The organism is Nisaea sp., from assembly GCF_965216895.1.
Classification (GTDB): domain Bacteria; phylum Pseudomonadota; class Alphaproteobacteria; order Thalassobaculales; family Thalassobaculaceae; genus Nisaea.
Genome location: NZ_OZ244205.1, coordinates 1,711,787 through 1,731,876, shown reverse-complemented (window position 1 = coordinate 1,731,876; position 20,090 = coordinate 1,711,787). Strand labels below are relative to the sequence as shown.

At 65.0% G+C, this 20,090-nt stretch carries 19 protein-coding genes; 11 read left to right on the top strand and 8 right to left on the bottom strand.

Features of this window, described 5'->3' with window-relative positions:
* Positions 1-20: 20 nt before the first annotated feature.
* Entirely contained in the window at positions 21-1,664 is a 1,644-nt protein-coding gene (locus ACOOE1_RS08305; protein WP_420405875.1) for a thiamine pyrophosphate-dependent enzyme, read from the bottom strand.
* 44 nt (positions 1,665-1,708) lie between these two features.
* Positions 1,709-4,009, bottom strand: a complete 2,301-nt coding sequence (locus ACOOE1_RS08300; protein WP_420405874.1) for a xanthine dehydrogenase family protein molybdopterin-binding subunit — start codon at positions 4,007-4,009, stop codon at positions 1,709-1,711.
* Positions 4,010-4,142: 133 nt separating this feature from the next.
* On the opposite strand from ACOOE1_RS08300, the gene ACOOE1_RS08295 reads away from it, so the two are divergent.
* Positions 4,143-4,892: a hypothetical protein gene (locus ACOOE1_RS08295; protein WP_420405873.1), complete on the top strand. Its 750-nt coding sequence runs from the start codon at positions 4,143-4,145 to the stop codon at positions 4,890-4,892.
* A gap of 2 nt (positions 4,893-4,894) precedes the next feature.
* Here the strand turns inward: ACOOE1_RS08295 and ACOOE1_RS08290 are convergent, their stop codons facing one another.
* Positions 4,895-5,269, bottom strand: a complete 375-nt coding sequence (locus tag ACOOE1_RS08290) for an AtuA-related protein (RefSeq protein ID WP_420405872.1) — start codon at positions 5,267-5,269, stop codon at positions 4,895-4,897.
* Positions 5,266-6,639 (bottom strand): acyclic terpene utilization AtuA family protein, encoded by a 1,374-nt coding sequence (locus tag ACOOE1_RS08285; protein WP_420405871.1) that lies wholly within the window; start codon positions 6,637-6,639, stop codon positions 5,266-5,268. The genes ACOOE1_RS08290 and ACOOE1_RS08285 overlap by 4 nt, the downstream gene beginning before the upstream one ends.
* Positions 6,640-6,732: 93 nt before the next feature.
* Between ACOOE1_RS08285 and ACOOE1_RS08280 the strand changes: the two genes are divergently transcribed.
* A complete protein-coding gene (locus ACOOE1_RS08280; RefSeq protein WP_420405870.1) occupies positions 6,733-7,365 on the top strand; it encodes an exonuclease domain-containing protein in 633 nt (210 codons plus the stop codon).
* Positions 7,366-7,454: 89 nt separating this feature from the next.
* Positions 7,455-7,928: a Crp/Fnr family transcriptional regulator gene (locus ACOOE1_RS08275; RefSeq protein WP_420405869.1), complete on the top strand. Its 474-nt coding sequence runs from the start codon at positions 7,455-7,457 to the stop codon at positions 7,926-7,928.
* 12 nt (positions 7,929-7,940) lie between these two features.
* On the opposite strand, the gene ACOOE1_RS08270 is transcribed toward ACOOE1_RS08275, so the two are convergent.
* A complete protein-coding gene (locus tag ACOOE1_RS08270; RefSeq protein ID WP_420405868.1) occupies positions 7,941-8,258 on the bottom strand; it encodes a hypothetical protein in 318 nt (105 codons plus the stop codon).
* 271 nt (positions 8,259-8,529) lie between these two features.
* Here ACOOE1_RS08270 and ACOOE1_RS08265 point away from each other — a divergent pair, with 271 nt between their 5' ends.
* Positions 8,530-9,762 carry a hypothetical protein gene (locus ACOOE1_RS08265; protein WP_420405867.1) on the top strand — a complete coding sequence of 411 codons (1,233 nt, stop codon included), beginning with the start codon at positions 8,530-8,532 and terminating at the stop codon, positions 9,760-9,762.
* Between the two features lie 3 nt (positions 9,763-9,765).
* On the opposite strand, the gene ACOOE1_RS08260 is transcribed toward ACOOE1_RS08265, so the two are convergent.
* Complete coding sequence (locus tag ACOOE1_RS08260) at positions 9,766-10,671, bottom strand: DMT family transporter (protein WP_420405866.1); 906 nt, start codon at positions 10,669-10,671, stop codon at positions 9,766-9,768.
* Between the two features lie 152 nt (positions 10,672-10,823).
* On the opposite strand from ACOOE1_RS08260, the gene ACOOE1_RS08255 reads away from it, so the two are divergent.
* The 7 genes from ACOOE1_RS08255 to ACOOE1_RS08225 all read left to right on the top strand — a co-directional run bounded on the left by ACOOE1_RS08255 (position 10,824) and on the right by ACOOE1_RS08225 (position 18,209).
* A complete protein-coding gene (locus tag ACOOE1_RS08255; protein ID WP_420405865.1) occupies positions 10,824-13,127 on the top strand; it encodes a xanthine dehydrogenase family protein molybdopterin-binding subunit in 2,304 nt (767 codons plus the stop codon).
* Between the two features lie 80 nt (positions 13,128-13,207).
* Positions 13,208-13,834: a glutathione S-transferase family protein gene (locus ACOOE1_RS08250; protein ID WP_420405864.1), complete on the top strand. Its 627-nt coding sequence runs from the start codon at positions 13,208-13,210 to the stop codon at positions 13,832-13,834.
* Positions 13,835-13,967: 133 nt separating this feature from the next.
* Positions 13,968-14,603, top strand: coding sequence for a peroxiredoxin (locus ACOOE1_RS08245; protein WP_420405863.1), 636 nt, complete (start codon positions 13,968-13,970; stop codon positions 14,601-14,603).
* Between the two features lie 320 nt (positions 14,604-14,923).
* Positions 14,924-15,922: a zinc-dependent alcohol dehydrogenase gene (locus tag ACOOE1_RS08240; RefSeq protein WP_420405862.1), complete on the top strand. Its 999-nt coding sequence runs from the start codon at positions 14,924-14,926 to the stop codon at positions 15,920-15,922.
* Positions 15,923-15,934: 12 nt separating this feature from the next.
* Positions 15,935-16,333 (top strand): 6-pyruvoyl trahydropterin synthase family protein, encoded by a 399-nt coding sequence (locus ACOOE1_RS08235; RefSeq protein ID WP_420405861.1) that lies wholly within the window; start codon positions 15,935-15,937, stop codon positions 16,331-16,333.
* A complete protein-coding gene (locus ACOOE1_RS08230) occupies positions 16,330-17,412 on the top strand; it encodes a glycosyltransferase family 4 protein (protein ID WP_420405860.1) in 1,083 nt (360 codons plus the stop codon). Before ACOOE1_RS08235 ends, ACOOE1_RS08230 begins: the two co-directional genes overlap by 4 nt.
* The gene (locus ACOOE1_RS08225; protein WP_420405859.1) at positions 17,409-18,209 is read left to right on the top strand and encodes a class I SAM-dependent methyltransferase; all 801 of its coding nucleotides are present in this window, start codon (positions 17,409-17,411) and stop codon (positions 18,207-18,209) included. The genes ACOOE1_RS08230 and ACOOE1_RS08225 overlap by 4 nt, the downstream gene beginning before the upstream one ends.
* Here the strand turns inward: ACOOE1_RS08225 and ACOOE1_RS08220 are convergent.
* Together ACOOE1_RS08220 and ACOOE1_RS08215 are read right to left on the bottom strand one after the other, a co-directional pair.
* Positions 18,202-18,948 (bottom strand): RibD family protein, encoded by a 747-nt coding sequence (locus tag ACOOE1_RS08220; protein WP_420405858.1) that lies wholly within the window; start codon positions 18,946-18,948, stop codon positions 18,202-18,204. The two genes, ACOOE1_RS08225 and ACOOE1_RS08220, sit on opposite strands and share 8 nt — an antisense overlap.
* Positions 18,945-19,751 carry a creatininase family protein gene (locus ACOOE1_RS08215; protein ID WP_420405857.1) on the bottom strand — a complete coding sequence of 269 codons (807 nt, stop codon included), beginning with the start codon at positions 19,749-19,751 and terminating at the stop codon, positions 18,945-18,947. Before ACOOE1_RS08215 ends, ACOOE1_RS08220 begins: the two co-directional genes overlap by 4 nt.
* Between the last annotated feature and the right edge of the window lie 339 nt (positions 19,752-20,090).

Sequence of the window (20,090 nt, the reverse complement as noted above, 5' to 3'; positions counted from 1 at the left end):
GTTCCGGCCGGGCAGCACAGCTACCGTTTCGGCCGGGACGGTCCGGGGCGGATCACGGGCCACGGTTCCGGCATCTCGCCAACCGGCACCTCGATCAGGGTCGGCCGCCCGGCGGCGAAGCCTTCCTCGATCCGGGACCTCAGCTCGTCCGGCGTGGTCGCGCGCAAGCCTAGCGCACCGCAGCTTTCCGCGAGCTTCACGAAGTCGGGATTGGTGAACTGGCTGGCGATCACCCGGTTGTCGTAGAGCTCTTTCTGCATCCGCATCACATTGCCGTAGGCGCCGTCGGCGAAGATCACGGCGACCACGTTGATCCCGTGATGCACGGCAGTGGCGAGCTCCGGCATCGTGTACATGAAGCCGCCGTCGCCGTTGATCGACAGTACCTGCTTGTCGGGATGCGCGACCTGGACGCCGAGCGCGGTGGCATATCCGTAGCCGAGCGTGCCCTGATAGCCGGGCGAGACGAGGGTCCGCGGCCCGTAGGTCGGGAAGCCGATTCGACAGGCATAGGCGACCTGGGTGAATTCGTCGACCAGATAGCCGTCCTCCGGCAAGGCAGCGCGCAGAGCGGCGACCCATTCCATCTGCGGGCCGAGCCTTTCCTTGAACTGGTGCAGGAAGTCGGCCTTCAGCGCTTCCATTTCCTCGGTTCGCGACGGCCGTTCGCGGTTGTAGGGTGGAATCTTGGCGAGCAGTTCCCGCACGGCATCGCCGGCGTCTGCGACGATGCCGATATCGGGCTTCGCGACCCGGGTCAGTTCGGTCGGGTCGATATCAACATGGATCACCTTCAGCCGGTCGTCCGTGCCCCATGTCATCCGCTCGTGCTGCAGCCGGCAGCCGATCGAGATCACGACATCCGCATCTCCCCAGAGCCGGTTGCCCGCCGGATGGTGCAGGGAGAGCGGGTGCCGGTCGTCGAGCACGCCCTTGCCGTTCATGTAGGACACCACCGGTGCCTGCAGCATCTCGGCGAGCTCGCGGATCTCCTCCGACGCCTCGTAGGCACCCCCGCCGACGAAGATCATCGGACTGGCGGCCCCACCCAGCAATTGCGCCGCGGCGTCGATCTGCTCCGGATCGGGCTCCGGCGCATCCGGGGCCGGCGTTGCCGTGATGGGGCCGACCGGTGCGGTCTTGTGGAGTTGGTCCAGCGCCATCTCGATCCCGACCGGCCGGGGACGGCCGCCGCGCAGCTCGCGGAACGCCTGGTCCATGGCGGCCGGGACCTGGGAGGGATGCTCGATGCGCCGTGACCACTTGGTCAGACGTTCCATCTGCCCGAGCTGATCCGGGATTTCGTGCAGCATGCCGAGGCCGCGTCCGATGGTCTCGCTCGGGATCTGCCCGGTCAGCGCCAGTACCGGCGTGTTGCAGCCGTAAGCCGTGGAGAGTGCTGCGAAAGTGTTCAGCAGACCGGGGCCGGGAACCACGGCATAGGTGCCGATCCTGCCGCTCGACTGGGCATAGCCGAAGGCCATGTAGGCCGTCCCTTGCTCGTGGCGGGCATTGATGACGCGCAGGTTGTTGCGCGCGTCATGGAAGGCGTTGAAGAGCCCGTCGAGCTGGATGCCCGGGAGGCCGAAGACCGTGTCGATCCCGTTCTCCGTCAGGGCGCGGACCAGCGCCGTCCCACCGGTCATCTTGGTGGAGCCTGCCATGTTATCCTCCCTAGCTTGTGGCCGGTCTTGTCGCCGGCCTCTCGTCAGTCGTTGGCGTGGATCGCGCTCCAGATTTTCTCCGGAGTCATCGGGATATCGATATGTTTGACGCCGTAGGGCGAGAGCGCGTCGATTACGGCATTCATGATCGGGCCCGGGCTTCCGATGGACGGGACCTCGCCGACGCCTTTCACCCCGAGCAGGCTGTTCGGCGACGGTGTTGCGGCCCAGCCGTGGTCGATGAAGGGGACGTCGTCGGCGCGCGGGAAAGCGTAGTCCATGAGCGATCCTGTCAGCAGCTGGCCCGAATCCGGGTCGTAGACGCTGCCTTCCATCAGGACCTCGCCGATCGCCTGGGCGATGCCCCCGGTGACCTGCCCGAAGGCAAGGGGCTCGTTCACGATGCGGCCGAGATCGTCCAGTCCGACGAAACGGTCGACGGCAACCTTGCCTGTTTCCGGGTCAACCTCGACCTCGACGACATAGGCGCCGTTCGGGAATGTCGTATGTTTGCCCTCGAAATCCATCTCGCCGACGCAACCGCCGCGCAGGCCGGGCTCCAGCGTGTCCGGGGGAATGTCGCCCATGCGGGCCATCAGCTCGGGGAAGGAGATTGCCTTGTCGGTCCCCGCGACCTTGAAGCTGCCCGCTTCGTATTCGATGTCCTGGACGGCGGCTTCCATGATGTGAGAGGCGAGTTTCTTGCCGTTCTCGACCATCTCGACGGCGGCGCGGTGTACCGTGTTGGCGGCGATCGGCATCAGGCAGGAGCCGCCGGTGCCGCCGCCGACCGCGAGATTGGCGCTGTCGCCCTGCTCGACGATCACCTGGCCCGGATCGATTCCGAGGGTCTCGGCCGCGACCTGGGCGAGGGTGGTCTGGTGGCCCTGGCCGGAATCCTGAGTGCCTGTGCGGACCCGCACCCTTCCGTCGCCGGTCAGTTCTACCTTGCTGCGCTCGGCGGTGGAGCCGCCGGTCGCGTGGACATGGATGCCGAAGCCGACACCACGGCACTTGCCCTTGGACTCGGTCTCGGCGCGGCGTTCCGGAAACGCGTCGATTTCCGCCTTGGCCAGCGCCTTGCGGAAGATTTCCGGATAGTCGCCGCCGTCGTAATCTTCACCCATCGGCGTATGGAACGGCAGGTCGGCGGGCTGCATCAGGTTCTTCGCCCGGATCTCCGCGCGGTCGAAGCCGAGTTTGTCGCACGCGTAGTCGATGATGCGTTCGAGCGTGCCGGCACTCTCCGGCTTTCCGGCGCCGCGATAGGCGTCAGTCGGGGTGGCGTTGGTGAAAACCGCCTTCACACGGTACTCCGCTGCTTCGATCTTGTAGCAGGAGGTGAAAACACGGACCGCGCCCTTGGTGACGATCGAAGGGTTCACTGCATTGAGAAACGCCCCCATGTCGGCGAGCGCGTCGATGCGGAAGGCGGTGATTTTACCGTCCCGGGTCAGGGCCAGCGTTGCCCGGTCGAGCCGTCCGCGGCCCGGCGCGTCGGCGACGAAGCTCTCGGTCCGTTCCGCGATCCATTTCACCGGGCGGCCGGTCAGGCGCGCGGCGAGCAGGCAGAGGATCTGTTCGGGATAGGGCCAGATCTTGGCCGCGAAGCTGCCGCCGACATCGTTGGTGATGACCCGCATCCGGGTTTCGTCAACGCCGAGCGCTTCCGCCATCGCGGCACGCAGCATGACCACGCCCTGGCTCGGCGTATGCAGCACGTACTTGCCGGTCACGGCATCGTATTCGCCGACGCAGCCGCGCGGCTCCACCGGTGCGATCACGGCGCGTGGGTGCTGGACCGTGAGTTCGACGACATGGTCGGCGGCCGCAATGGCCGCGTCGACCTCGCCGCCATTTCCGATTCGCCAGTCCAGGCTGACATTGCCCGGAGCCTCCGGCCACAGTTGCGGGGCGTCGGGAGAAACCGCGCGCTCCAGCTCTGTGACCGGCTCGAGGTCATCGTACTCGATATTCACCAGTTCGGCCGCTTCCAGGGCCGCCGCCTTGGTCTCGGCGACGACCAACGCGACCGGCTGGCCGGCATATTTCGCCGCGCCCTGCGCGAGCGCCGGTCGGTCCGGCTCGATCATCGGCGCGCCGTCATGGCCGATCATGGGCATACGGGAACGCATCATGCCGACGCCTTCGCGCAGCAGGTCTTCGCCGGTAACGATTGCCAGCACACCCGGCGCGGCTCTCGCATCCTCGACCGCGACCGAGACGAGGCGTGCATGCGCATAAGCCGAACGTACCACGACCGCATGGGCGACGTTCTCAGGCTGCAGGTCGTCAACATAGAGTCCGTGGCCGGTCAGCAACCGGTCATCCTCGCGTCTCAACATGTATCCTGATCTCGATGGAATAGTGGCTAGACTGTCTCCTTTGTCGCACGCAAATATAGGGGCGATCCAGTCCTTCCTGTGATTGGAGTGGTTCGGCTGAGGCGTCAGCCGCGTTGCAGATATGGATTGGTAGATGAGTGCTTCAGGTGCCGGTTCGTCGGTTCTCGATTCCCTGCGGGCCGAATTCGACAAGGCAATGGCGCAGCCCACGATGCTGCTGCGCTATCGGGCATTGCAATCGGTTGTTACCGATTGCCAGAAGCTTCACAGGAAAGTCACACGCAGCCTGAAAGAGCATCAGAAGGACGAAACCTATCTCGAACTCGAGAAGCGCTACATCACGAAGCACGAGATGAAGCTGGATGCTCTGGCGCAGGGTTTTTTCCGCTGCTACGAAAGCCCGGGCAAGGCGCGCGAAACGCTCGACCAGCTCTGCGGGAACTACGACACAAACTATGCGCTCGAGGTGGTGCGTCTCGGAATCCGTCGCCTGGCGAAGCCGGTCGGCTTCGATCTTTTCGGGATCAAGAGCGAAAGCCGCCGGGTTGCCGAAGAGTATTTCGAGAGCACCTTGCTGCCGTCGCTCGAGAAACTGATTCCCGACCACGGGGATTACATGAAACTGAAGCGCCTCGATGTCGAGGCGCGGTATGAGACCGTGCTGCATGAAATCGAGATCGGCCGTCAGGCGGTTGCCGCGGTTGAAGCCGGTCTGAAGAAGTATCGGAGCGAGCTTGAAACCGCGGCGAAATCGCTCGGGGAAGAAGAGGTGTGCGAGTTGAATGCTGAAGAGGCTGCCGAGCGAATCGGGCTGCTTCCGGCGAAGATGCGGGAGGCAATCCTGGCCGCTCAGCTCGAAGCGTCAAAGAAATCGGGCGGCTGATCCTAAGCCCGCCGCCCGTTGGTGAACTCCCGAACCTTTTCGAGCGGGATTTCGATCGGCATGGCAAGCAGCATGAAGGACAGCGTCTTGCCATGCAGGTCGAGATTGAGCGTACTGTTGACGCCGCCCTCCAACGCATCGTCGATGACGAAATTGAGCGCCGGCAGGCTCGGCAGCTCGTAGCGTTTGACCGCGCTCGCGCCCTTGTGGGCGAAGAGCTTCAGTACCTTCGCTTCGGTTACCTGCTCCAGCAGCAGCGGGTAGGCCGCGTCCGAATAGGGAATCACGCTGATGTTCGAGCGGTTGCCCTTGTCGCCGCTACGCCCATGGGCAATGTCGTGCAGCTTCAGGCGGACGGTCTCGAGCACGATGGTCATTTCTCCGCTCCGCAATAGCTGACAGAGGGTGCGAGCCGGTTCCGGTCCACCAAAATCGAGGCCGTATGGATCTGCGCCGTGATGTTCCGCCGAAAGCCGCCGCCGCCGGCGGGGCCCGAGCAATAAAGGCTGAGGACCTCGTCGGCCAGGTCTTCCGCGACTGCCTTCGAATGCGAGGCAACCGCGGCACGGACCCTGTAGTCTCCGTCGGGCGGGGGCGCCGGGCGGTCCGGATATGGGGCGCTACCCCCGTCGAACGTGCTGGACAGCCCGACAATGTCGAAACGGTACTCGGCATTGCTGCCGCGCTCCAGGCAACGCTCACGGATCACGTCGCGGGCGAGTTCCGCGCGCGCCAAAGCATTTGGCCCGGCATAGCTGATCTCCGCCTCGCCAAGCCAGCCGCCGTCGAAGCTGACCGTCGTCTTCAGCGTGTCCGGCCGGGGCTTGCCCCTGGCGCCGCGGACCGCGACGACGTTTTCCATGTCCTGGACGACCGTCACGCCGGTGATGTCGAGGACCACGTCGGCCGTCAGGTAGGCCGATGGATCGTGCATCTCGTAGAGGATCTGCTCCTTCACGCTGGCGGGCGTGACCGCACCTCCGGTATTCTCTGCCTTCGAAACCTTGATCTCCCCGTCGGACCCGATCGTGGCGACCGGAAAGCCGACATGAGCAAGATCGGGCACGTCCTTGAAACCGGGGTCGGCAAAGTAGGCACCGGTTATCTGGGCGCCGCATTCGAGCAGATGGCCAGCGAGCGTACCGGCCGCGAGCCGGTCCCAGTCATCTTCCGCCCAGCCGAACTCATGAATCAGCGGGCCGAGGACCAGCGCCGGATCGGTGGTACGTCCGACCACGACAATATCCGCTCCGCCGGCGAGCGCCTCCGCGATGGGCCGGGCTCCGATATAGGTATTGGCGGCGACAATGCCATCGCTGATCGACAGGCCCTCGATGGTCTTGTGCGCGCGGATCTCGCCTTCGTTCATGATGGCGAGCAGGTCGTCGCCGGAGACGACCGCGATCCGCGGGGGCCGGCAGCCGAGCTCTTCCGCGATATCCAGGATCTTGCGCGCGCCGGCCATCGGATTCGCGGCGCCGAAATTGGAGACGATGCGGATCCTGTGCGCGAGGCAGCGTTCCAGGACGGGGCGAACATAAGCTTCGAGAAAGGGCGAGTAGCCTTTTTCCGGATCCTTCAGTTTCTGCTTCTGCGCCAACGCCAGGGTGCGTTCGGCCAGTGTCTCGAAGATCAGGTACTTCGGGCCGTTGCGTTTCGCGAGCGTGTCGACGACCGGGCCACCGGCATCCTTGCGGTCCCCTGCGAAACCGGCGCCGCAGCCGATATGAACAAGATCTGTGGTCATGGGTCTTTCGCTTGGCAGGAACGGGAGTGAACTGTAGCGTCTGCGGCGGCTCGAAAGCCAGCCCCTATGCAACCAGTCCGGAGGACCGGCCACATGAGCGGACGCGCAGACCGTGTTACCGGAAGCATCGCAGCGGCGCCGTTCGCGGGCTTTCCCGAGCATGGCCGTATTGTGGTGTTCGATCTCGAGATCACCGCCTGGGAAGGGTCGCTCGCCCGCAACTGGAGCGGGCCTGGGGAGTATATGGAGGTCGTTCAGATCGGTGCCGTGAAGCTCGACGCGGCGATGCCGATGGCGGAGCTCGACAGTTTCGAGATCCTGGTGCAGCCGGAAAAGAATCCGGTCCTTTCTGAGTATTTCACGGCACTTACAGGTATCGGCAACGCGGACCTGGAGCGCGAGGCGGTCGGGTTTGCCGAAGCCCTTTCGTTATTCGCCACGTTTGTCGGCGATGCCCGCGCTGTGCTCAGCAACGGGGCGGACTGGTCGGATCTGGTGCAGAACGCAGAATGGGTGGGCATGGACTGGCCGTTCGCGGCTGGATTGTTCTCGAATATCCGTCCCGACATAGCGCAAGCACTGGGTGTGCCGAACAGGGAAGCCGTGAGTTCCGGATTGCCTGCCCGGCTCGGCCTGGAAGAGGTGGCGGGTGCCCATACGGGGCTCGGCGATTCCCGGGCGATCGCCGCCGCTTTGCGTCAGCTGCGCATCGATGGCCGCCTTTGAACCCGGTCCGCAACCGGAGCAGTGTTGCACCGGACAGGCTGGGCATACAAAGTGGCGGGACATTGATAAAGCAAACGGGCGGGATTCAGATGAGTGCGAACAATCGGGATGTCGATGGCGAACCGGTGAGTGCCGAGGAGATCGGCCGGATCTCGATTTTCCAGGACCTCGGGGAAAACGAGCGCGCGGCAATCGCGGCACTCTGTATCAAGCGCAACTTCCGGGCCGGCGAGGCGATCATTTCAACCGGCGGTGCTGATCATGATGTCTACTTCATGCTCTCCGGCAGGGCGGAAGTCCTTAACCACACGATCATAGGGAATGCCTTGCATCTGGACGCGCTCGCCAGGGGCTCCTATTTCGGGGAGCTCTCCGCGCTGGACGGCGGGCCACGCTCCGCCGAGGTACAGGCGATCGAAGATTGCGTGGTCGCCGCGATGCCGCCGAGCGAGTTCCGTCAGGTGCTCGTGGATTACCCGTCCGTGCTGGTGCTGGTGCTGCACAATCTGGCGCAGATGATCCGCGCGGCGAATCTCACCGTGCTGCAGCACGCGACGATCTGATCGCGAAACGGATCAGTCCTCGTCTTCCGCCCGGTCTTCTTCACGCCGGCCGTCGGCGGAGCGGGTGAGACGTCCCATGAGCTGCTCGAGAGCCGCATGCAGGTTGCGGACGCCGGAGCGCGACATGATCATCCGCGAGACCACGGCATGTTCGACCTGCGAGCCGTCGATATTGAAGCGCGTATTGACCAGATTGATCCGCACGACACCGTCCCGCACCATGGCGCCGATCACACCGTCGACGAAAATGTCCTGGCATTCGGGGGCAATCACGATGTTCGGCTGCTGACCGCCCTTGCCGGCGCCGCTGGTGTTCGAAGTGTCGCTCATTGATACTCGCCCGACCTAAATTTGTGCCAAATTCGATAGAATACCGATAACACGTTGGCTCCCTTGGCGGAAGACGGTTCGGAGCCGGATCTGTCGGTCGCCGGAGGATTGCAAAATCGCAAGGCGGCGGGCAGTCTCCGGCTTTCCGAGCTCGCAATCGCTCCTCTGCCGGAGAGCCGACATTTCACCGCACATTTTCAAGGACTGGCGCGTACTGCTCCTGGCTGCGGTCTGGAGCGGGTCCGTCGCTGGCCTTTTCGTTTCCGCGCCGATGCTGGACCACCTGACCGGTATCGGGCTGCTGGTTTTCGTGCTCCTGACGCTGCCGCGGGCGCGGCGCGAGACCAAATTCCTGATGTTCGGCGGTGGTCTCATCACGCTGGCCCTTCTGTTCACCGTGGCCGGACCCGCAGACGCCTTGCGCGGGCTGGAGCGCAGCCTGATCTTCGCTGGTCTGCTGCCGACCCTGCAGATGACCAAGGCCGTGGCGCTCCGCATGCCGTCGGTGCGTGTCAGCCAGGAGCGTCTGGCGTCGCTGCCGGGGCGGGCCGCCGATGTCGGCATCGCCATCGGCACGACGGTGTTCGGCTCGGTGCTCAACACCGGTGCCTTCGCCCTTGTTTCCGCGGTGATCAAGCAGGACGCGACCGAGGAGCGCCGCCTGACCGCGGCACGCGCCGCCATGCGCGGCATGAACATTTCGGTGCTATGGTCCCCCTTCTTTGTCGGCTTCGCGGTGGCCGGCACCTACCTGCCGGAGGTGGAACTCTGGCAGGTCGTGCCATTCGGCTTCCTCTGCGTCTGTCTCTCCATCGCCATCGCACTTGCCATGTTCGCGCGCCCTTTCAGTCTCGGTGCCGTGGGCGATGCGCTGGCCTGTCTCGGTCCGATCGCACCGCGGCTGGGTTTCGCGGCGGGGACGGTCATCCTTGTCGGCGCCCTGACACCGCTTTCGACCCTCGGTTCGATCATCGTGGTCATGCCCGTGCTCTGCGCGATCCAGTTCCAGCGCCATCCGGAGCAACTGCGCCCGGTCTTCGAGGAGACGGCGGCCGCAATGAGCCGGATGGGCGATGATCTTGCGCTCATTGTCGTCGCGATGGTGGTCGGGACCGTGGCGGGCGAAGCGGACGCGCTGATCATCCACGTCGCGCCCCTGCTCGAGGGCGGCCTTCCGGCGCCGGTCCTGCTGGCGGCGATGATCGGGATCCAGCTTCTTCCGGCGATCGTCGGCATTCATCCGATCATCACCGGCACCATCTTCCTCGCCGCGCTGACCAGCCTGCCGCACGGTGTCCTGCCGCTCGCGCTCTACGAGGCAATGCTGGCGGGCTGGGGCCTCGGGTCGATGATCTCTATCGCCTCACTCTCGGTAGTGACGGCGGGATCCATGTTCGGCGTCCGGCCGCTCAATGTCGCCTTCGGTCCGAATCTGCTCTACGTGCTGGTGGTCTGGGCCGTGCTGGTTCCCGTGCTGAGCGCCGTGCACTATGCCCTTGTCTAGGGGTCAGCGCGCCTGCCGGGTCATTACAAGGAAGACGGCGGAGACGACGGCGGCGAGCGCGGCATAATCGACCAGCCCCGGCACGGTGCCGAAGATCATCGCGTCGAACACCACGCCCATCACCGGCACCATCAGCGTGCCGACGGTCGAGACCACGACCGGCAGCATCCTGACCACGTTGAAATAGGCCCAGTAACAGAAGATCCCGGTCACCGTCATGTTGTAGACGAGACCCATGGTGGGCCAGAGGCTGACGCTCTCCGGCATGTGCTGGTAGTCCCAGAGTCCGGCGATAAGCGCGATCGGCACGGCGCCGAGCAACTGCTGCCAGCCGGTCAGTACGGTGACGGGGATCGAGAAGCCGAAGTACTTCACTGCCGCGGTGCCGGAGCCCCAGGCGACGGCGGCGAACAGCACAAGCGCCGGGCCAAGCGGCCCGCCCGAGAGCGCGCGTTCGTCGCCAAAGAACAGCAGCCCCATGCCGACAAGCCCGAGGCCGAGGGCCAGCATCGAGCGGATGCTCAAACGCTCTTTCACCAGCCAGGCGCCTGTCAGCGAGGCCCAGAGCGGCATGGTATAGGCGAGGATCGCCGCGCGCCCGGACTCCATCAGGTCGACGCCATACAGCACCGCGATGTTCCAGATCGACATGTTGAGCACGGAGACGATCAGCAGGCCCTTCCACTCGCACCGGGGCACGCGCAGCGGCAAGCCCCGCGCGCGGGCCAGCGTGAACAATCCGACAGCGGCAGAGAGACCGGCGACGGCGCGGAACACGAAAGGCGGATATTCCGCGAGAGACAGCTTCATCACCGGCCAGTTCAGGCCCCAGAGCAGGGCGAGCATGGCGAGCAGAAAGACTGCGAATGCGGGGATGCCCGTGTTGTCGGGCGAGCCGGGTTTGACCACGGGCGTCGAGCCCTTATCTCTGTGACGGGTAGGTGAAGAGGAGTCTAGCTAACCCAATTCATGCTTGAGCGCCAGACTTCTCCCCTCCTAACATCCCGCCCGAAAGATCAACGGCGCGGCAATCAGGTCGCGATCCGACATGGAGGCTATTGATGGTTAAATTCGGTATCGGTCAGGCGATCAAACGTGTCGAGGACCAGCGCCTTCTGACCGGCCAGGGGAACTATACGGACGACGTTGCGCCGGACGGCGCGCTGCGCGCCTATATTCTCCGCTCGCCCTATGCCCACGCGAAGATCAGGTCGGTGGAGACCGCCGACGCCGAGGCGATGCCGGGCGTGGTCGCGGTTCTGACCAACAAGCACGTGCAGGAAGACGGTCTCGGCGATCTGCCCTCGCTCGCGCCGGCGCCAAACAAGGACGGCAGCCCGCGGGCCGATACCCCGCGACCGATCCTCGAAGGCGACAGGGTGCGTCATGTCGGCACTCCGGTCGCCATGGTGATCGCGGAGACGCAGGAAGCCGCCCGTGATGCCGCCGAGCTGATCGAGATCGACTACGAGCCGCTCGCGGCGGCGACCGATGCCGAGGCGGCGACAAAGCCGGGCGCGGCCCAGCTCTACGACCATATCCCGGATAATGTCTGCTTCGACTGGCACAAGGGCGATCTCGAGATCAACGACGCCGCCTTCACGCGCGCCGCGAAGGTGGTCGAGACTCGCGTGGTGAACAATCGCATCATCGTCAATTCCATGGAGCCGCGTGGCGCCATCGGTCTCTATGACGCGGAAAGTGACCGGACCACGCTCTACAGCTCGACCCAGGGCCCGTCCTTCATACATCCGCATCTGGCGGAGACGGTTCTGAAGATCGACAAGTCCAAGCTGCGCTGCCTCACCACCGATGTCGGCGGCGGCTTCGGGATGAAGATCTTTCTCTATCCCGAACAGTGCCTGATCGCCTGGGCTTCGCGGCGCCTGAAGCGGACGGTGAAATATACTCCGGACCGCTCGGAAGCCTTCATGTCCGATACCCAGGGGCGGGACAATATCAGCTATGTGAAGGCGGCTCTCGACGACAACGGCAAGATCATCGCCATGAAAGTCGAGACCTATGCAAATCTCGGCGGCTATCTCTCCAATTTCGGGGCCTTCATCCCGACCGAGGCCGGCACCCACATGCTCTCGGGCGTTTATGACATCCCGAGCATCTATGTGAACGTGAAGGGCGTCGTCACCAATACCACGCCGACCGACGCCTATCGCGGCGCCGGGCGTCCGGAAGCGGCCTATCTGATCGAGCGGGTGATGGACAATTGCGCGGCCGGAACCGGGCTCACGCGTGACGAGATCCGCCGCCGGAATTACATCAGGCCAGAGCAGATGCCCTACAGCACCACGCTCGGCAATGTCTATGACACCGGCGAGTTCCAGACCGTCATGGAGAAATGCATGAAGCGGGCGGACTGGGACGGTTTCCCGGCGCGCAAGGCGGAGTCGGAGAAGCGCGGCAGGCTGCGCGGCATCGGGCTCGGCTACTACATCGAGAAATGCGGCGGCGGAAATCCGGAGACCGCCGACATCCGCTTCACCGAGGACGACAAGATCGAGATCTATATCGGCAACCAGTCGAACGGGCAGGGGCACGAGACCGCCTATGCCCAGGTGCTGGGTGACGTGCTCGGCATCGACGGCGAGCGGATCAGGATTATCCAGGGCGATACCGACCGCACGCCTCCGGGCCTGACCGGCGGCTCCCGTGCGCTTCCGGTAGGCGGCGTCGCGGTACTGCTCGGCGGCCGCGAGATCGTCGAGAAGGGCAAGAAGGTCGCGGCCCGCGTCATGGAAGCCGCCATCGAGGATATCGAATTCGCCGACGGCACCTTCACCGTCGCGGGGACCGACAAGACCATGTCACTCTTCGACGTGAAGCGGCAGGCGGAGGGCGAGGAGAACCTCGACACCACGCATCACCGGGTGCCGGAAGCGGCGACCTTCCCGAACGGCTGCCATATCTGCGAACTGGAGATCGACCCGGATACCGGCATCGCCGAGATCCAGCGCTACACCGTGGTCGACGATTTCGGTTCGGTGATCAATCCGAACATGCTGGCGGGCCAGGTGCATGGCGGCGTCGGCCAGGGAATCGGCCAGGCGCTCTACGAGCATGCGGTCTATGACGAGGAGAGTGGCCAGCTCATGACCGGCTCCTACATGGACTACAACCTGCCGCGTGCCGACCAGGTCCCGTTGATCGACTTCACCACGCACAATGTCTGGTGCACGACCAATCCGCTCGGCATCAAGGGCTCGGGCGAGGCGGGCGCCATCGGCGCCCCGCCGGCGGCGATCAGCGCCGTCTGCGATGCGCTCGGCGTGGTGAATATCGACATGCCGGCGACCCAGGAGAAGATCTGGGCGGTTGCCAACGAGGGCCGGCTCGCCGCGGCCGAATAAGACCCGTTCCGAAAAGACGGTTGCGCGGTGGCAACCGTCTTTCTTGTATGCAGGTTCCAGAATTCAGAGGGGGGAACGCCATGACGGCACCGATAGATTGCTACACGTGGAAGACGTCGAATGGCCGCAAGGTCACGGTCATGCTGGAGGAGTGCGGGATTCCGTACAACCTGCATCCGATCAATATCGGCGAGGACGACCAGTTCACGCCGGAATATATCGCCATCAACCCGAACTCGAAGATTCCGGCGATCATCGATCCGGACGGCCCGGACGGAAAGCCCTACACGGTCATCGAATCCGGTGCGATCCTGATGTATCTCGCCGAGAAGACCGGCAAGTTCATGCCGTCCGACATGGCGAAGCGCTACGAGGTCATCCAGTGGCTGATGTTCCAGATGGGCGGTATCGGTCCGATCTTCGGCCAGGTGCACCATTTCAAGCGCGCCGCCAAGGAGAAGGTGCCTTACGGCATCGAGCGCTACGGCAAGGAGTGCCTGCGTCTCTACGGCGTGCTGAACAGCCGTCTGGAAGGCCGGGACTATCTCGCCAACGACGAGGTCTCGATCGCCGATTTCGCGACGCTGCCCTGGGTGTTCCGGCACGACTGGCAGGAAGTGGATCTCGCCCAGTTCCCGAACGTGAAGCGCTGGTACGACGCCATGATGGCGCGCCCGGCCCTGCAGCGCGGCATGGAGCTGCCCTGACGCTCTCCGGCCGCTCTGTGGGAAATGGCACCGAATAAGGCCGGTCCGGCGGTTTCAATCACCGCCGGACCCACCTATAGTGCCGCCGGCTTTGAGAGGGCCAATTCTACATAAGAGAGCGAAGGAGACAGCCATGACCATTCGTCTTGGCGACGTGGCACCCGATTTCACCCAGGACTCTACCGAAGGCAAAATCAATTTCTACGATTATGCCGGCGACAACTGGGTGATTCTGTTTTCGCATCCGAAGGATTTCACTCCGGTCTGCACCACCGAACTCGGCTACATGGCCGGACTGAAGCCGGAGTTCGACAAGCGCGGCGTCAAGGTGCTGGGGCTCTCCGTCGACGGTCTCGGCGACCATGAGAAATGGGCCGACGACATCAAGCAGACCCAGGGCAACAGCCTCAATTTTCCGCTGATTGCGGACCACGACCGTACGGTCGCGGATCTCTACGACATGATCCACCCGAACGCGAACGACACGCTGACGGTGCGCTCGGTCTTTATCATCGACAGCAACAGGAAGGTCCGCCTGATTCTGACCTACCCGGCCAGCACCGGGCGGAATTTCGACGAGATCCTGCGCGTGGTCGATTCCCTCCAGCTGACCGACAAGCACAAGGTCGCGACACCGGTGAACTGGAAGGATGGCGACGACTGCATCATCGTCCCGGCGCTCTCCAACGAGGAGGCCCGCAAGCTGTTCCCGGGCGGCTGGGACGAGCAGCGCCCCTATCTCCGTCTGGTGCAGCAACCGGGCGCCTGAGGCGTCAGCTCAATCGAATGCGCAAGGGCCGGCCATGCCGGCCCTTGTTCGTACCGGGTCAGAAAACCAGGCCTTCATCGCCGCATTTGCGGTACTGGCGACGGATGAGGAGATCGCTGTTCCTCCAGCCTTTTCGCCCGGATGTCACGGAGGGCAGGCGCGGATTACTCGAACCTGGAACCGCCTCGGCCGGTGACGGTCATGCCGCCGGTCACACCGGAACGGCGCGCAGGCTCACGACAGGTATTGCTGCGCGAAAGAGGCGTTTCATATTAGGCCTTAAGGGACGAACATGCGGGCGGGACGTCCGGACGGGAACCATGAAAACAGAGTCGGGCGGTAACAGGCGCGTTGCGAGAGCATTCTGGTCGCATGGCAACGGGCAGGGCGAGATCCGCGAGGAGACGCTCCTCGAGCCGCCGACCGGCGCGTTGCTGGTCGACACACTCTATTCCGCGATCAGCAAAGGCACCGAGAGCCTCGTTTTCCGGGGTGGTGTGCCGCGCTCGGAATGGGACCGGATGGCCTGCCCGTTCCAGGAGGGGCGTTTCCCGGGGCCGGTGAAATACGGCTATGCCTCCGTCGGCCGGGTTGCGGGTGGGGACACGCTCGCGAAGGGCACACCGGTCTTCGCGCTATATCCGCACCAGACCCGCTACATTCTCCCGGCTGAAGCGGTGATCCCGCTGCCGGAAAAGGTCTCCTCGGAACGCGCGGTGCTCGCTGCGAACATGGAAACCGCGCTCAATGCGGTCTGGGACGCCGAGGCCGCGCGCGCGCCGGAGCTCTGCGTCATCGGCGGAGGCATGGTCGGGCTGCTCACCGGCTACCTCGCGCAGCGCTTCTGGGGCGAGGAGGTCTGGGTTTTCGATCCGGTGGAAAGCCGGGCGGCGATCTGCGAGAAACTCGGCCTGAGATATGCCGGAGCGGGTGGACATCCGGAGCGCTTCAGCCTGCTCTTCCATGCGAGCGCGACAGAGGCCGGTCTGCGCCGGGCGCTCGACCTTGCCGCCTTCGAGGCGACGATCATCGAACTCAGCTGGTACGGCGATCGCGAGGTCTCGTTGCCGCTCGGCGGGGCCTTCCATTCCCAGCGCCTGGCGATCCAGGCGTCCCAGGTCGGCGCGGTCGCCCCGTCGCGGCGCCAGGGCGCGCGGCACCGGGAACGCCTTGCCGAAGCCATCGGTCTGCTCGACGACCCGGCACTCGACGTGCTGATCACCGGAGAAAGCCCTTTCGAGGACCTGCCGCAGGTCATGGCAGCGCTTGCATCCGGCGCGCCCGAGACTCTCTGCCACCGCATCCGATATTCTGACTGACTGGAGATCTTCATGTATGCACTCACCGTCCGCGACCATGTCATGATCGCGCACAGCTTCAGTTCCCCGACCTTCGGGCCGGCGCAGCGCCTGCACGGAGCGACCTACGTGGTCGATGTCGAGTTCCGCCGGACGGAGCTGGATGCGGACAATCTCGTGGTCGATATCGGCGCCGCTTCGGAAGAGCTCAAGGCGGTCCTGGCGCCGCTCGCCTACCGCAATCTCGACGATCTGCCAGCGTTTGCCGGCGAGAACACGACGACCGAGTTCCTCGCCAGGCACATCTTCGATGCCATGGCCGCCTCGATCGCCGCCGGCGCTCTCGGCGAAGGCGCGAAGGCGCTCGCCGGTATGAAAGTCACGCTGCACGAGTCCCACATCGCCTGGGCCTCCTACGAGGGACCGTTGTGACCCCGGCACGGCTGCAGGAGCCCGGCGCACCGGTCCATTTCATCGTCCCGGGGCCGCTCGGGACGCTCACCGGCGGATTCATCTACGACCGGCTGATGATCGAGGGGCTGGAAGCGGCCGGACGGCTCGGCGCAGTGCATGAGCTTGCCGGCGATTTTCCGCGCGCGGCGCCTTACGACATTGCGGCCGGAGCGGCGGTGCTGGCCGGACTGCCGGACCGCGCCGTCTGCGTGATCGACGGGCTGGCTTTGACCGCACTCGGTCAGGCGGTTGCCCAGCACGCCCCGAGGCTCGACGTGGTCGCCATGATCCACCATCCGCTGGCCGACGAGACCGGGCTCAGCGAGCGCGAGAAGGCAGCGTTTTTCGAGGCCGAGAAAGCAGTGCTGGCCGACGTCGCCCGCGTCGTCGTCTCGAGCGGCCGGACGGCTTTGCGCCTCCGGGATTTCGCTGTGAACCCGTCCTCCGTTCGCGTGGTCGAGCCGGGCAGCGCCGGGTGGGCCCGCGGTCAAGCCTGGACGGGAGGCGAGGGGACTCCGGTCCGCGTTCTCACGGTGGGGAGCCTGACGCCGCGCAAGGGACACGACATCGCGCTCAGGGCCCTGGCACTCTGTCCGGATCTCGACTGGCACCTCGACATCGTCGGCGCGCCCCGCGATGCGGCTCATGCGGCGGCGTTGGAGGAGCTTGCGGGCGCGCTCGGGCTGGCGGACCGGGTCACGTTCCACGGTGAACTCGGTGACGGAGACCTGCTGGCACTGCATCGCGCGGCCGCCCTCTTCCTCTCCGCGACCCATCATGAAGGGTTCGGAATGGCGCTGGCGGACGCGGTCGCGTTCGGGCTTCCGGTCGTGACGACCGAAGAGGGCGCCGTCGCCGATGCCGTGCGGACGGCGGCCGAACGGGTACCGGCGGGCGATGTCGAGGCGCTCGGCCGGAAGCTCCGCGTGCTCTTGGCGCGTCATGACGCACGCCTCGGACTTGCCGCACGAAGCAGGGACGCGGCGGCCGGGCTCGCGGACTGGGCGCAGGCCCAGGCCGCGTTTCAGCGCGCCGTCGACGGCGTGACGCTGCAATGAGCGGCGGGTTCTCCGCCGAATGGCTCGCGGCGCGCGCGGTCTGGGACCGGGCGGCGCGAAGTCCGAAGGTCGAGGGCGCACTCGTGCAATGGGCGGAGGGCCGGCGGGAGCCGCTCCGGGTGCTCGATCTCGGTGCCGGCACCGGCAATAACCAGCGCCATCTGGCGCCATTGCTGAAAATGCCGTGTGACTGGTGCCTTGCGGACAGCGACGCGGCGCTGCTCGCAGGGGCCGTCGGCAATGCAGCGCTGAAGGCCGACGACCGGATCTCGGTTCGGGAAATCGATCTCGCGGCATCGGATATCGGCCCGCTGCTCGAAGGGGTGGATCTGGTCGCAGCCTCGGCATTGTTCGATCTCGTCTCGGCCGATTGGCTCGACCGCTTTCTCGACGCCGTGACTGCGCGTGGCTCCGCTTTGCTCGCGGTGCTGACCTATGACGGGCGGATCGATATCGAGGGCGATCGCGAGGAGGCGGAAAATCTCGAGGCACTGGTGAATGACCACCAGCACGGCGACAAGGGCTTCGGACCGGCGCTCGGCCCGGGCGCGCATCCGGCCCTGGTCGAGGGATTGAGGGTGCGTGGCTACCGGGTCGAGGAAGGTGCGAGCGACTGGAGCCTCGCGGCGGGAGATCCGGGCGCGCGCGAGCTGGTCGAGGGCTGGGTTTCCGCTGCCGGAGAAATCGCGCCGCTCGACCGAGAGGAGATCGCCGCCTGGGGCGTGGCATTGCTGGCCCGCCCCGAGACCCGGATCTATGTCGGCCACCGCGATCTCTTCGCGGTTCCGCTCAGCTGAACCGGCAGTCGAACAGAGTATCCTTGCCGAGCGGGTAAGTTCGGCTCTCGAAGCGGAGCGCCGTATCGAGACTCTCGATTGCCGGCAGGACAAGTCCCGGGCGGCCCGAGCCGATGATCATCGGTGCGACGGAGACCTGGAGTCGGTCGATCAGTCCTTCCGACAGAAATCCCGATATCGTCTGGCCGCCGCCCTCTATCAGTATGGTGCGAAGGCCGCGCGCGCGCAGGGTCGAGAGCAGGAGACGCGGAACCACGCGGCGGTCTCCGCCTGAGGTGTCCAATACACTGCAATGCGCCCGGAGACCGGCGCGGGATACACTGGTCACCAGCAGGGTTTCCGCATCGGGTTCGGTCAGCAGCGCATGGCTCTCCGGCACCCGGCCATGCGGGTCGATCACCACGCGGACCGGGTTCGGACCTGGCACCCGCCGGGTTGTCAGGCGCGGATTGTCGAGGAACGCCGTTGTCGCGCCGACGACCACGGCGTCGGCGATGGCCCGGAGCCGGTGCAGATGATCCAGACTCTCCGGTCCGTTCACGTAGTGTGAATGACCGCTCTCTGTCGCGATGCGGCCGTCGAGGCTTTGTCCGACCTGGGCGATCACGGCGGGGCGTCCGGCGCAGGCCGCGGCGAGGTCGCGATACAGTTCCCAGGGGACGTCATCCGCGTCCACTCCGGTATCTTCAGGAATGCTTTTCCCGAGCCCGGCAAGGATCTCTCTCCAGATGCCGCTCATTCTTGTCCGCCGAACGGGGTGCCGCCGCTCAACGGCCAGTCCGCGACATCCGCGATCAGGTCCGCGAGCTGTTGTCCGTAAGCGGCGAGCAGGGCGGCGCCCTGATCCGCCGTTGCACGGCTTGCCGCGCCGGTCGCGCCGGACGGGTTGAGGTCCTCCGCGTTCCAGGCGAAACCGCCGGCGCCGGACAGTCCGAGCCGTTTCGAGCCGGAGGTCCGGGCTCCGGCGGAATTGGGGAAGTCCGTGATCTTGTCCGTTCGCACCAGATCGGGGGCAATCGAGAGCATCAGGGCGGTCTCGATCTGGCCGCCGTGGAGGCCGTGCCGCAGTTCGTCCGTAGCGATCAACCCTTCCGGATGACTGAAACGGAAGGTGTTCGCACGGACTGCCAGGAGACCCGCTTCGCTGCGCAGGCGCTGGGCGACGATGTCGACGACCTGCGGCTGGCCGCCATGGCTGTTGAGAAGGATGAGCTTGCGCACGCCTGCGGCGGCGACGGCGCAGCCGATTTCGGTCCAGGACGCGATCAGCGTTTCCGCCGTCTGGGTCAGAGTGCCGGCAAAACTCATATGCTCGGGGCTGAGACCGACCGCCTGGGAGGGCAGGATCAGGAGCGTCAGGTCGTCGGGCACCCGTTCGGCCGCGGCAGCGAGGACCGCTTCCGTGATCAGGATGTCCGTCGCCAGCGGGAGGTGGGGACCGTGTTGCTCGACGGCTCCGACGGGGAGCAGGGCGATCGCCCGTGCCGGATCGAGCGCTGCGACGTCCTCCGTCGTCAGGTGGCCCCAGATGTAGACAGGCATCCCTTCAAGAATCCCATTGTTTCGGAGACGGTCAGACCACACTGCGGTCTGCATGCTGTCAAGTTCCCGGCCCGTTCCCGGCAATAGTCTGGCTGTCACATAACAGTGGTTTTCTTGTCACGATTCTGAAAATTAAAATTCAAGAAAATCGAGTGGAGGAAACATGTTTTGATCAATGATCAACATAAAAAATAAATAATACTTGGCGTATACTTCGTGATCGTCGACGAAATCACGATTCGTCGATTTATTTTTGGCATGTCTTGGCACGGCAGGCATCTGAACAATGTTGAGTTCTCCTTTCGTCGCAGGAGCATTTCTCGGGGTGCGCCGCCGCTG